The 13,205-nt window shown below is 51.3% G+C and carries 12 protein-coding genes; 8 read left to right on the forward strand and 4 right to left on the reverse strand.

Annotated elements, in window-relative coordinates; genetic code table 11:
- Nucleotides 1-56: 56 nt before the first annotated feature.
- Nucleotides 57-875, reverse strand: a complete 819-nt coding sequence (locus UM181_04190; protein WQC63815.1) for a hypothetical protein — start codon at nt 873-875, stop codon at nt 57-59.
- 180 nt (nt 876-1,055) lie between these two features.
- Between UM181_04190 and UM181_04195 the strand changes: the two genes are divergently transcribed.
- Nucleotides 1,056-1,826, forward strand: coding sequence for a hypothetical protein (locus UM181_04195; GenBank protein ID WQC63816.1), 771 nt, complete (start codon nt 1,056-1,058; stop codon nt 1,824-1,826).
- A gap of 246 nt (nt 1,827-2,072) precedes the next feature.
- Here the strand turns inward: UM181_04195 and UM181_04200 are convergent, their stop codons facing one another.
- The 3 genes from UM181_04200 to UM181_04210 form a co-directional block, all read right to left on the reverse strand.
- The gene (locus tag UM181_04200; protein ID WQC63817.1) at nt 2,073-2,405 is read right to left on the reverse strand and encodes a DUF3768 domain-containing protein; all 333 of its coding nucleotides are present in this window, start codon (nt 2,403-2,405) and stop codon (nt 2,073-2,075) included.
- Nucleotides 2,398-2,625 carry a hypothetical protein gene (locus UM181_04205; GenBank protein ID WQC63818.1) on the reverse strand — a complete coding sequence of 76 codons (228 nt, stop codon included), beginning with the start codon at nt 2,623-2,625 and terminating at the stop codon, nt 2,398-2,400. Before UM181_04205 ends, UM181_04200 begins: the two co-directional genes overlap by 8 nt.
- A gap of 423 nt (nt 2,626-3,048) precedes the next feature.
- The gene (locus tag UM181_04210; protein ID WQC63819.1) at nt 3,049-3,690 is read right to left on the reverse strand and encodes a hypothetical protein; all 642 of its coding nucleotides are present in this window, start codon (nt 3,688-3,690) and stop codon (nt 3,049-3,051) included.
- A 149-nt stretch (nt 3,691-3,839) separates the two neighbouring features.
- Between UM181_04210 and UM181_04215 the strand changes: the two genes are divergently transcribed.
- The 7 genes from UM181_04215 to UM181_04245 all read left to right on the forward strand — a co-directional run bounded on the left by UM181_04215 (nt 3,840) and on the right by UM181_04245 (nt 12,880).
- The gene (locus UM181_04215; protein WQC63820.1) at nt 3,840-4,166 is read left to right on the forward strand and encodes a DUF6626 family protein; all 327 of its coding nucleotides are present in this window, start codon (nt 3,840-3,842) and stop codon (nt 4,164-4,166) included.
- A gap of 123 nt (nt 4,167-4,289) precedes the next feature.
- A complete protein-coding gene (locus UM181_04220; GenBank protein WQC63821.1) occupies nt 4,290-4,655 on the forward strand; it encodes a hypothetical protein in 366 nt (121 codons plus the stop codon).
- A 431-nt stretch (nt 4,656-5,086) separates the two neighbouring features.
- Nucleotides 5,087-6,382 carry a tyrosine-type recombinase/integrase gene (locus UM181_04225; GenBank protein WQC63822.1) on the forward strand — a complete coding sequence of 432 codons (1,296 nt, stop codon included), beginning with the start codon at nt 5,087-5,089 and terminating at the stop codon, nt 6,380-6,382.
- Nucleotides 6,383-6,405: 23 nt separating this feature from the next.
- Entirely contained in the window at nt 6,406-7,683 is a 1,278-nt protein-coding gene (locus tag UM181_04230; GenBank protein WQC63823.1) for a hypothetical protein, read from the forward strand.
- Between the two features lie 960 nt (nt 7,684-8,643).
- On the forward strand, nt 8,644-9,894 hold the full coding sequence (locus UM181_04235) for a tyrosine-type recombinase/integrase (protein ID WQC63824.1): 1,251 nt from the start codon (nt 8,644-8,646) through the stop codon (nt 9,892-9,894).
- A gap of 403 nt (nt 9,895-10,297) precedes the next feature.
- Entirely contained in the window at nt 10,298-11,353 is a 1,056-nt protein-coding gene (locus tag UM181_04240; GenBank protein WQC63825.1) for a LacI family DNA-binding transcriptional regulator, read from the forward strand.
- 171 nt (nt 11,354-11,524) lie between these two features.
- Nucleotides 11,525-12,880, forward strand: a complete 1,356-nt coding sequence (locus UM181_04245) for an extracellular solute-binding protein (GenBank protein WQC63826.1) — start codon at nt 11,525-11,527, stop codon at nt 12,878-12,880.
- The last annotated feature ends 325 nt before the right edge of the window (nt 12,881-13,205 follow it).

Below are 13,205 nucleotides of genomic sequence, written 5' to 3' on the forward strand. Positions count from 1 at the left end.
CAGTGAAGTTGCAGATCTATGGGACAGCGCAATGCTGCCCCATAGGTTGGCAGAAATTAGCCATATACTTGGCTTGCAGCGCCGTTGGTGTAAGTGGTGTCACCTGAAGCCGATATTGTTGCTGTAGGGCTCACGCGGATCATCTTAGCGGCGAACTCCTTGACATCGCGTGCTCGTTTGGTTGCAAGATCGCTTGCATCAAGCTTGGCGATGCTTTCTTGGGCGCGCTCATCAAGGTCTTTTCCGGAGGATACGAGTACAGCATCGATGATGCCGGCTTCATTGCAACCATACACAATGGTACCCGTGCCGTTGTCGTTGCAGCGCACCAGGGCAACTGCGTAGTCTTCCTCGTAGTCGGTGTTTGGCTGGATGAACGTTGGCAGATCAAACGTCGACACACCAACTTGGACTTCCTGCAGTCCTTCAAGGGCAAGTTTTTTGAAGTCTTCTTTAGACATCGAGCTTGATTTTGTAGTTGTAGACACACGGCGCACTTCTTCTATACCACCGCATTCTTGCACATAACTGGTGAAGCTTTGATCAGGGCTCTTCATATCATGAGCAATAGCAACCACGCGGGCGTAGGCCTCTTCACGGCGCCCTTGGTTTGCGAACACATAGCGGATTACTTTGAGCGCCAGGCTGGTGTTGGCTTGTGTTTTTACTTCGAGGTCCGTTAGCAAAGCCGCAAACGCACGGCGCTTTCCAACTTCTGTTTTAAGCTCGGCATAGAGCGCGTACACGCTCTCTAGTATTGCGTAGAGCTCATCATTAGATGCGCGCAGCGTGCCTTCTTCCCAAGTTGCGCGTGCTCTGTGCATTGCGTCTAGCCGCTTGTGGATATCAATTTTAATTTGTGTTTGAACAGACATGGTTCTTCCTTTCAATTTAGGCCTGCAGGGTTGTGCAAACCGTTGAGTAAAAGCCCGCCGCCAATAAACATTGCCATCGGCAGGTGATGGGCTCCAGCATTTAAGTGTCATGCTAAAACTTGTATAATCGAGCTATCGGGCTAGTTTTTGACTCCAAACGCAACAAATGGAGATGGAGTCATGCCCAAAGACTGGGCCTATGAAAACGCGGAGGCACTGAGCTTTGTTACAGCCCCGCCTAACAACGCAGAACTTGCGCATACTCGCTTCAAAGGTAGCCGAAACATGCCTTATAAAGGTGCTGAGCCATATAAATCTTCGATTTATTATTGGTGGTGGGCATTTTTAAAGCGCAACAAAGATTATAAGCAAACATGCCGGAAATGCGGCACAGGCAAACTCGCGCGTCTTTATCGAGACTTTGGAAACATTTTTGAAGGCACTTTTTTAGAATGGTGGACGGGCCACAAGACACTGTTCGCAGAGCAGCGACATTTGAATGCACACGGCGATAACGAACACAAAATAATATATCATATTGACCCTTATCGTCCACTTCACTACATCCAAGAAGAGATCAAAGCACTTCACATGCGCGCACACGCAATCATGCCTAGGCTAGGCTCTAGGTCCAACTCAACTGCGGAATATCCAATTTACACCAATGTCTCTGCGCATACGCTCCACCGTGTTTTGACCATATGGGATCTCAAACAAACTAACCCTGCACATCGCGCTTATGATCTAGGCATATTGGCAGGGCTACGCCCGAACTTGATGCCTCCGTCTAAGTACGGCGCCAAACGCACGCTAAAAGCCCTTGAGATTGAGCGGCGCAACAAGCGCGCACGCATCAGCATATCCAATCAAACCAACCGATATTTGCGAACCGCGGTGCAATACATTGAGAATGTTGGGCTTGGTGAATTCCCTAAAGCGCTGCGTCGTTAATATTTTTATATTGATTTTATTGATTAATAATCCAAACACGCTGTTTGAAAACGCCATGTTTGAGTTTTTTGTCAAACACGCTGTTTGCAACAGGAGTGTTTGGTCACTTGTAAATAAACGCCGTGTTAACACGGCATGTTCAAACAGCGTGTTTGCTCCAAAATTTACTAGCTCGACAGTGTGACAGTGCTCACTTTGTTGAGGGCAGATTTGCTGTGTTTGTGTTGAGATGGTGTGTGTTTGGCTTCAATATTCCTCCGCTAACATAATAGTGAGTATGCGTGTTGTGACAGCTGGATCAGTCGGATCGGGTGAGTGCATCTGTAGATCAATGTCGTAGTAATCGATCTTCCAAAAGATTGTGCTTTCCCCAAATTGAATTGAGCCGAAGTCATGCTCGAAATATGGATCGTTGATGGGAGTGAAGTCTTTGTATTTACGTACCTTGTCCAGAATGTAGGCGACATTATCATCGTTCAACTCAGCAACGCCTTGAGTGATCACCACACGACACTCACCAAATGTCTGCCGTGCTTGATCATTAAGTGCAGCTATTTTTGCCGTGGTAGCGTCAGGCATGTGCTGCAGCTTTGTCAGAACTTGATTTGACTGCAGGTTGCGCTCTGTCACCTGAGTAACGGCTGCGCTCAACTAGATGATCTTCTTTCTTGAGTGTGGCGGCATGAACCAGCTTTTGTTCTTTAAGCCCTGCCATTAGCTTGTCTCGTCGTGCTATGATGGCATCACGCTTCATGCTGCGATCGACTGTTTTGAATGTTAATTTTGCCAAATGTGTCATCTGCGCATCTTGCTGTTTGGTTACAGCTAAAGCGTATGTTCAATTTGATAATTGGACTACCGAAAATATATTCAGGTATATGATTTTATGCAATAATATCTTATTATAGGAGATGGTGTATATACCTGCAATGTTGCCCCGATATGTACTTGTGGAGTAATGGCTGACTTTAGAGCAGCGTAGATACACCGACCCTACGCTCATAAAAAAGCGTCTAACGGTTTGCTCCGCTGACGCTGTATATCTTACTGTGTGTGTTACGGTCTTTGTTCGATCATCTTCGTTTGAGCTTTTGTTGATCTTCTGTGTTCTTTTGAACCTTCGTTAGTTCGAACAACTGCTCGTGAACAAGGATGTGCCAAGACCTGCGCCTTTGGCATCTGCCGTGTTCAAACTGCTCAGGTGATTGCTGCGCGAAGGGGCTTAGCCACGCTCCATCATCTGCAAATCACTGCATGCCTCATATGCTGCCTTTTGATCGTCTAATGCCTGTTGCGCTTGCCTAAGCCAGAGAGGGCTGGCTGCCCTTTGAATGCGTTGTGCCTGTTGTTGAGTATAGTGCTCATCCAATGCATGATCCGTGAGGTAATAGGACTGCTCTACAGTCCAACTTAGCTCGTCTAGAATAGTATCACTGCCCCTGCGCCAATACTCGTGTGTGACGTAGCTGGCCACTGCGGCACGGTCCTGCACTGGCATGATCCAATTCTTAGCCAATGGCGCTGTTTGCGCATGGTGCTGGGCCCATACAGCGTTGAGTAAACAGCACATGCTCTGCGTGTTCTTCAGTGGGCTCTTCATTACAAAGTGAACGTGATAGTTCTCGTGATCTGAGCCTTCGTGGGCAAAGCACCAGCGGGGCACGCGCATGTTCTGACGCTCAGCAGCTTTGCCAAACAGCACTCGGTCCATCTTGTTCCAGTAGCTGCGTAGAAGGGCGTTGGCGTTATGTCTGCCAATGGTTCGGCCATTCACAAACTTGAGTGTGCCAAACACATTCCAGTCTTGTGTCAGTAAGTGACCAATCAAAGCCTGTCGTTCTTGTTTACGCTGTTCATATGTCATGCTCGTCTCCGCATGTATTTATCAACGAGACAAGAAAACCCTGCAAAAACGGCTGTAACTTATGAACAGCGCAGCAAACGGCGCACAAACACCGCATCTTCGCTCAATCGAGATAAATACCAGTGCAAGCAGCGCATTGGAGGCAACATATGAGCATAAGATTACTAGAACACCTAAGAGACGAATTGATCGCCACTGGCATTGTGCACAACACCCCAGAGTTTTGTCGCAGCTGGCTTGGGCGCAGTGAAGGATATATCCGTGTGCTGCGTTATAACCGCATTGATCCAAGTGTAGAGACGCTAGCGATTTGCTCTAACAAGCTAGGCCATTATGCAGCGCGTCTGAATGGGTCAGATGCTGAGGGTCATAAAGCGTGGGCACTTAAGTTGATCAACCTCAAAGCCCTATGTGACAGTGCCATTTCAAGGCAAGCTGAGGCTGTGTGGCGTGCACCAGAAAGGATGGCGCCATGAGTGCACATCCAAAATGGGTTATACAGCCTCAAAAATCTGCGCTGTGGTTTTTTATAGGCCAGTACTTAACAATCCGAGGTGGTCTTTTGCAGGCCCCAAGCGCGCGAGTTAGGGGGCACCGCAATGAACGATCGTGAAGAGCTGCGCCGCCTGATTGATGTTATTGAGAAAGGCTCTGGCAGTGGCAGTCTTGAGCAGGCCATTGATGACATCAAAACCTTTGCTAACACTGCAAGCTTTCTAGCCAACAAGCTGGATACACGGCTCAAAGGTGGTGAGGTCAAAGCAAAGAGTAAACCCAAATCGCGCGTGGGAAAAGCAATAGCGTCAGTGCCTAAGCCCAATATACAAAAGGCACCAAGTTCGAGGTCTGATCCGCTTCCGACAAATACATCTGGAATGCCAAAAGCGACCAGTATCGCAACATCACAGGCTGATTTTGAGAGGCTTAAACCTCAGAGGTCGCAACCGCCCGTTGGAGCTAGTTGATCGAAATGGTGTCTTTTGTCGTCTGTGCTGCGGTGTGCGGGCTCGAACTTAATCGTGCCGCTCTGTGTGGCAGCCTACGCGGGTTGGTGACTTACACAGGATTTAAGCGTGTAATTGCACGGTTTTTGGTCAAAGAAGTGTGTTTGATTTGCTCATTGTGCTTTCTTTAGAGAGGCATAGTTAGAATGGAATTAGGCAGATGAATAACAAAGAAACAGAAGCACTGATTTGTAATCAGTAGGTCCGCGGTTCGAGTCCGTGTGGGGGCACCATTTTCCGCTTAAAAACAAAATAAACATCATGATGTCAGTATATTGGACCATTAATCGGGACCGCTTTCGGGACCACTTGGTCGTGTTCTCCACCTGATTTGTCACAGACGAGCGAACTCAGCGCTTGAAACGAGTCATGTTTGAGCTGACAGTCAATTGATGGACAAGAACATGCCAAAACTCCCCGCTTATGTCTTCCGTAGAGCTAATGGATCGTACCGCTACAAGCGCAATGTCCCAAAGAAGCTGGTGGGCTTGATTGGCAAGGCGACTTTGTACCGGCAGCTGGGTGAGAGCTATGCTGAAGCGATGCGAAACCTGCCGCAGGTCCACAATGAGATCGACAAACTGTTTCGCAATGAAGCGCATGTGCCGTCTGGTGAACGAGCCTTGGCAATCATCCGAGGGGCTTTGGGAAGTGAAGTGGCAGAGCAAGTGCTGGCGGGGCAGGTGGTCGAGTACAGCCAGGAAGATTACGCACTGAATGAACTGGCGAGAGATATCGCAGGTAAGCTCTCAGATGACATCGTCACCCAAATCTACACGGGTCGGTTAAAGCAGCCAGCCTTGACGCTGCAGAAGGCGCTGGGAGAGTATCAGCAGTATAAAACAGACGATGCAGGAGAGAGCCGTGAGCTAGAGCTGCGGGTGGTCAGGCTTCGCAAAGACCTTGGAGCAGCCATCGGTAAGCAGCGGGTTGCGGATACACCCCTGAATGAGATTACCCGAGCTGATGCGAACGCCCTGCGAGATTATCTGCTGCAGCGCATGAAGCCGAGCTCAGTGCATCGGTATATCACTGTTGTCAGGGCTGCAGTGAACTATGTCATAACGGAGCATAGTCTAAATATCCCCAATGTCTTTAACGGCCTTCGGATCAAGGGCGCCTTGGCAACTGTAGATGACAGGTTGCCGATGAGTGATCAGGACCTCGCCATGGTACGACCCAACTTTGACGATGATCCTGTGGCCCATGCTCTGTTTGTCGCTCTGACGGATACAGGAGCGCGCCTATCGGAGATAACGGGCCTGGAGGTGCAGGATGTCGACTTGCAGGAGCGGTCTATCACGATCAGGCCCAATGGCGTCAGAACACTCAAAACGAAAGGGTCACAGCGGACACTGCCGCTAAGCGAGAGGGCCCTAGAGTTGCTGCAGGAACATCGAAGAGGGAAGGGTGATACCCAGCCTATATTTCCTGACTACGCGCGCCCACGTGGCAGAGATGCTGCCTCTGCTATGCTAATGAAACGCTTGCGCCGGAGCATCACAGACAAGAAGATTACCATGCACTCCCTACGCCACCGCATGAAGGACAAGCTGCGCAATACTGGCTGTCCTGAGGCCATCTCCCTGGCCATCCTGGGCCACAGCACCAACACAGTGGCTGCCAACTATGGCTCAGGGTATGCACTTGAGGTCATGCGGGAGCAATTGGAGCGGGTGTGGTCGTAAATATTCTACTGGATATTAAATAAATGAACAAAGCCCGAGCATTTAACCCGTTCTTGTGTGCAAAGACTGATAAGTTGATGGCGCTCATCGCAGAAGTACAGATCCAAATGAGCGGGTATGAGGCTTATTACGAGACCCGCAAGAGAGCCCGAAGACCAGCCGATCAGGTAACGTATGAACGTACAGTTGAGGCCATCCTGTGCGACCTGTGTGCTGTAGAGCTTGGGCATAACAACGACAGCATCCACCTCCCCCTCAGCAATAAAGTCCTGAGGTCAAAATCACGCTACAAAGGGACAGCCTTGGGCAAAACCCTTCCAGACATTCTAAAGGTAATGTCAGCACCTGAGATGGACTTTGTCGTTGTCGAGAAAGGCCACAGCACCTTCAAGATTGTCGATGATGACCTTAACGTAGCCTTTGCGGGTGGTCAGCAAACAATACTGAGGGCAGGTCCAAAGCTACTGTCCCGCATAGACGGCTTTGACATCACGAGGGGTGACATGGGCCAAGCGCCCGAAGATGAGGTCTTAATCCTGCGCGCACCTAAGCGTCATTCCAACAGCATTGCTGCGTATCAAGAGTATGATGATGACAAGACCACACTCTCTCTGCGTCAGCAGATGAACGACATCAATGCCTGGCTCGACACTGCTGACATCAGCTGCAGTCACTCCCAAGTGGACCCAACCCAACGTCGCCTACGTCGCATCTTCAACAACTCCGACTTTGCACAGGGCGGGAGGCTCTACGGTGGATTCTGGCAAGCCATGTCTTCGGATGAGCGTCAGGAGCATATCCTCATCGAGGGTGATTGTTGTGTCGAGCTAGACTACGGACAGATGAGCCTTGCCATCCTGTATGGACTGACAGGTACCAAACCTCCTGAAGGAGACCTGTATGACCTGTCAGCAGAAGGCATTCCAACAGACTACCGCAAGGGCATCAAAACAGTCATCCAAGCTCTCATCAACAGCAGTAAGGTACCCACGAAGATGCCCAAGGGTGTCCGAAAGCTCATACCTTCAAGGTACAGCATCAACGACATCCTCGAGGCTGTGGCGAGAAAGCATCCAGCAATCTACCCACAAATGACCTCAGGGATAGGAATGCAGCTGTTCCGTAAGGAGTCCGATATCTTGGTCGATGTTCTTCTGACCCTAAAGACCCAAGGTATTGTTGCACTTCCCATTCACGATGCGGTCGTTGTTCAGGATGACAACTCAGACAAAGCCAAGGCTGTCATGAAGAAGGTCTTCAAGGAGCACACAGGTATCACCCCAGATGTGACCTTAGGTTAGTCCTGGAATGGATATCTAGTGGAGGTGTGTTGTTGTGGATAATCAATAAGAATAACATCAATACACAAGGACCTAAGGGGGAATATCTAACCCCTCTTCATATAGGGGACCCGTAAGGATACCCGAGGGAGGGTGGCAACATAGCATGTCACCACCGACAAGAACATCCACTACCCGCCGAGGTACCACTACTGAGGGGCATATAGGGGGGGCTTAGTGTGTCCACATAGGGGGCCCGTAAGCGGGTAGCGTCACCCTCCATCAGCATGCGGAGTAATCGAAGGAGCATCAAAGCCTAGGGCAAGATTCTAGTCCGGGTAGTCAGGTAGTTGGCTAGTTGGGTACTTGAAGGTCCAGTCCACTCCATCCCAAAACTGAGAACTTTTAGGCCTCTATAATGATAACAATCATCATGGAGAACGACTATGCTTACCCTATTCACAGCCCTTGCTCTTGCAGGGGGTGCACTTCGGCTTGTCCTGCAGTGGCAGCTGAAGAAACGCTGGGGGATTTCCCTTGGCATTCCCCAAGTCCTGGCTGGTGCCCTTGTGGTTCTGGCGGGACTGCCTGAGTTCATAAAGCCCTTCCCCTTTCCAGTCCCACTGGGCCTTACTCTAGGCCTGCTGTTGCCTGACCTTCTGTTGCGGAAGGCTTAGGATGACGGACCTTACCATCACCCCTGGCTGTACTGTGTTGATTGCTGGCTTTGACGACATCCCCTCACACCGGTTCTTGGTCGAGGAGGTCTTCGAGGACTGCATCACAGGCACCGCCCTCACAGGTCCCCTTGCTGGGGAGTACGGAGAACCAGACATTGCGTTGGTTCTGCAAGTCCTAGCGGGACCAACCTAGTCCGAGCAGGCGTCAGGGAAGGGCTTAGTCCCTGCTCTTCCTTGGCGCTGCTCACAAAATCCCACCCCATCACACAAACCAGGGCAATTGCCCCAGAAAGGAGACGTCATGTCGCCACAGATTAAGTACGCCTACAAGACCCACAACACCTGGATTTACCGCAGAACCTACCCCAAGGCTCTGCAGCCCATCCTTGGCACTGCCCTCAAGCAGTCTCTCAAGACAGGGGATGCCACTCAAGCAAAGGCCCGTGTGGCTGAGCTGAACCAAACCTTCACAACCATCATCAAGGAGGCTCAGGCCCATGCCGTTGCTACCCCTCACACCGCTCCTGCCACTACTACCCAAGGTCCTCGACTGGCTGTGGGTCGCCCTCGATATCAGCGTGCTCGTCTTGTGGGTGAGCGGTTGGTAGCAGAACTCGCCAAAGCTTACCTTGCTGAGGTGTCTCGGCGGCTACGCCCTGGTAGCTTCAAGTCGGTGCGCTTTGCGCTTGAGCTGTTGACCTCTCATCTGGGCAAGCATGCTGTTGGTGACTTGTCCCTGAGCCATGGAAAGGAGGTCCTGGGGTACATCACCCAGCTCTCTCCCAACGTGCGCAAGTACAGGGACGGCAAGGACGCGGGCCTGGTTGAGCTTGCAAGCCTGTCAGTCGCTTCTGAGGGTATCACTCTGGCACCGCAGACCCAGGCGCGCATCCTAAAGCAGATGGCCCAGTTCCTTGACTGGTGTGTTGGCGAAGGGGAGCTAGGCGCCAACCCCTGGGAAGCCCTGAAGATCAAAGACCGGCCTGAGGTTCATCCCCATGGGGTACTGACGGATGAACAGGTCAGCGTCTTGTTAGCAGCCAAGGACAGGGTACTGCACAGTGCACTGCTCTTCGGGCTTCTCACGGGCATGCGCTCTGGGGAGATCTGTGGGCTCATGGCTGAGGACGTCACAGCCAAGGGGAACCTGGGAAGGTTTGTCAGCATCAAGCCCAACAAGGTTCGTCTGCTGAAGTCCAAGGCTGCAGAGCGAGAGGTCCCGCTGCATGGTATCCTTGAGCACCTGCTGGATACCGCTCTGCCGAAGGCTGGTAGGCTGTTTCCGTATCTCACTGTCGATAAGGTGGTGAAGCGCTACGCCTACCTGCGCCGCCGTCATCCTGAGCTCAGAGGCAGCGTCTTCCACTCCACCCGCAAGTGGTTCATCACCCAGTGTGAGCGCACAGGTGTCCCTGAGCACTTCACCGCGACTCTTGTGGGGCATCACTCCGCACGCTCCGCCAATAAGCTCACCTATGGGCTGTACTCCGCGGGCATCAGTGATGCGCAGAAGCGGGACATTGTGGAAGGGGTGAGAGTGCCCGGACTATAAATCGCTTCGACCTCGCATTTGACATCAGGCTTTAGAGCCCATCCCGCGTCTCGAGTGAGATGTGGGGTGGGTGTGGGGTTAGGTTGGCTGTGCGGCGTCAGATAAACGCCACTTCTACTCACGAGACAATTTCAAGCTCAATCGAACCGCCGCTCTTACTGAGTGGCGCCAACTATTGAGCGCATAGATTCAGGCTGTGCCAATTATCTGACGCGAGTTTGAATTCGTCTGACAGCACCCTCGAATGGTAGCAATAACTTACGTTCCTAAAGACGGCGCTCCTTCTGTTGTGCATCGACCTCAGACCCTGAGCAGTTACCGCACAGATAGTATTGACAGGTGCAGGAGAGCAAGTTAAACGTTTAACTGTAAAACGTTTAACAGCGTTTTATTGGGGGGACGAATGAAGAAAAATTCAATCAAAGATGTCGCAAAGGCGGCGGGCGTCTCTACGGCCACGGTGAGCAATGTGTTCAGCGGACGCAAACCTGTGAACGCTGATTTGGCGGGCAAGGTGCGTGGTGCCGCAGCCGCGCTCGGCTATACTGTGAACAAGGCTGCCTCACTTTTGCGAAGCGGCAGAAACAGTGTTGTGTGCGTTTTGGTTCCGGACCTGTCTGACCCTTTTTTTACATCAATCATCACAGAAGTTGAGCACCTTGCACGGGCTGATGGCTACGAGATCATTATTGGGAACTCCGACGATGACAAAGCAGTAGAAGCGGGTCGTATTGAGGCTTTGCTGGCATGGGAACCTGCAGGGATGATTGTGATACCTTGCACAGATGAACTGCCAGAACGTCTCGTCCGCGGAGACGCGCCTCCATGTGTCTTGGTTGATCGAATTGCAAATTTCGATGTCGCGGACACCGTCACGATCAACAATGTTGGTGCAGGCGAGCTGGCTGCGGAATACCTAGCAAGCATGGGACACAGGAATATCCTGCTTGCAGCATCTGATATGTCTATCCACCCTATTCGCCAGCGTGCGCGCGGCGCCCAAAAAGGCGTGGAGAAATTTGGTGGTTCAATTCGTATTATTGAGGTCGGGTCAGATCCGGAGCGGGGCGTGAAAGTTTTGGGCGAATGGTTTGAAGGCAATGAGGCGCCAACGGCAATCTGCGCAACAACCGACATGGCCACTTTATCTGTTCTTCGATTTATCGCTGAAAGCCAGATTGATCTTCCAGCGCAAATGTCAGTTGTGGGTTTCGATGATTACGCGTGGATGTCTGCACGCCGCACAAAAATCACAGGTATTCGCCAACCGGTAGAAAGGATTGCGGGTGCTGTTTGGACGCAACTTTTAAGCCGTATTAACGGGCAGACTGGCGCTGTCATAAACATTGTACTGGAGTGCGAGCTTGTGACCCGCGACTCCGTAGGAGAGCCTAATACAAAGACTGAACACTGGGGGGATCGAGACATGACTTGGAATTATGAAGCGCGTCAAAGGTGACTTGATACCCGCCGATCGCGAATTGGGCGCACTCTAATCGGGATTTGAGTGGGTTCTAACCGACAGAATTGAGTTTCGAACGCTGAGACGATGTCTTCAGTGAACGGGAGGAGTGTGTCCGACACACATAAGGGTTCATAGAGCCATAACAGAGAGTACTTGGAGGAAATAATGAATAAATTACTCACGACATCATGCGCATTTTCTTTGGTCGGTATGACCTTGGCGGGAAGCGCATTGGCGGACGGCCATAGCGTTGATTGGTCTGCCGAACTCGGAGACCATTCCGGAACGGATCTTCGGATACAAACAATCAATGATCCATTTACGGGCGCACTAACTGAAGTGATGGCTGACTTTGCCGGCGTCACTGGTGCCAACGTCTCTATGGACGAGCTGGGTTACGGTGGTCTTTACGAAAAACAGATCCTGAACTGCAGCCAAGGCGATGATACATACGATGTCCTTTTCATCGATGGTATCTGGGCTGGCGAATTTACAGAGTCCGGCTGTATCGACTCGGTTGAGGACCGCATTGCTGCAACCGACGAAAGCATCATCGCTTGGGACGACTACATGGAAAGCTTTGCCGGTCAGGCGAGCTGGGATGGTCAACGTCAGTGCCTTCCCGTCGCCGGATACTGGCATATGCTGCACTACCGGACAGACCTTTTCGAACAGGCCGGTCTTGCCGCGCCAACGACATTCGAAGAAATGTTAAGCGCAGCTGAGTTCTTCAAAGACAATCCGAATTTCCCTGAGTTGGAAGGCGGAATGGCAATGAACTTCCAACGTGGTGCAGCTGCTGGTCAGCAGTACTTTGAATGGCTCTACTCTGCTGGTGGCAGCCCTTGGGTCACAAACTTCGTTGGGTCCGATGACGTTTACGGCGATCTGACGCCAACGCTGAATTCGCCTGAAGCTGTGGCCATGGTCGAGTTCTTTAACGAGATTGCTCAGTATGGCCCCGCTGGCGTCGAAGGCTTTGCTTGGGACGAACGCGCAAATGCGTTCACACAGGGCCAAGTTGCAATGATCAACAACTGGTCAGTGCGCACGCCACTTTTCACCGACCCCGCCGTTTCAAAGGTCAATGGAAACTTCGATGTCGCGATGTTCCCACATGCGGAAGGTCAATCATCTATTCCGCCAGTTGGTGGTTGGATCATGTGCATCAACGCGCATTCCAACAACAAAGACGCGGCATGGGACTTCATGAAGTGGTTTGCTTCTCCTGAGGTACATACTCAGTTTGTTCTGGCAGGTGGCCCTCCTTCACGTCACTCCGCGTTCCAAGATGAACAGGTGAACGAAGATCAATTCTGGACGCCAACGCTCTATGAATCTGCTCAAGCTGCATGGCCAGATGGTCGTCCTCGTTACCCAGGAACATTCCAGGTCATCGACGCGATCGGACTTGAAGTGAACCGCGCGATCATCGGTGAAATCTCTGCTCAAGAAGCGCTGGATAAAGCCAATGAAAACGTGACGCGTATCTTGCAAGGCGAAGGTTTGCTGGAACGTTAAGTCAAGCAGGTGCCCTGCAAATATGCAGGACACCATAGACCCGGCCTGCTGCATATCGCAAAACAAGAGCAGGCCGGTTCGTCTCAAGACTTGAAGAGGAAAAACGGTTTCAGGTCAATGGAATTGCAGTGGCAGTCCCAATTGAAACCCAGATTCCAAAGTCCACTAGAGACATTTTTGAGGGGTTCCAGTTTGGACGCATGCCCTTCTGCGAAAGTAAAAAGTGTCGTATGATGCCTGTAAGAGGCTGCAGCGGCGGAACGAAAACATGATGCCTGTCCCGCTTTGATTATAGGGCGCAGAGCGTCACACTGAAATGCTTGGA

The sequence above is a fragment of the Alphaproteobacteria bacterium US3C007 genome (assembly GCA_034423775.1).
GTDB lineage: Bacteria > Pseudomonadota > Alphaproteobacteria > Rhodobacterales > Rhodobacteraceae > Thalassovivens > Thalassovivens spotae.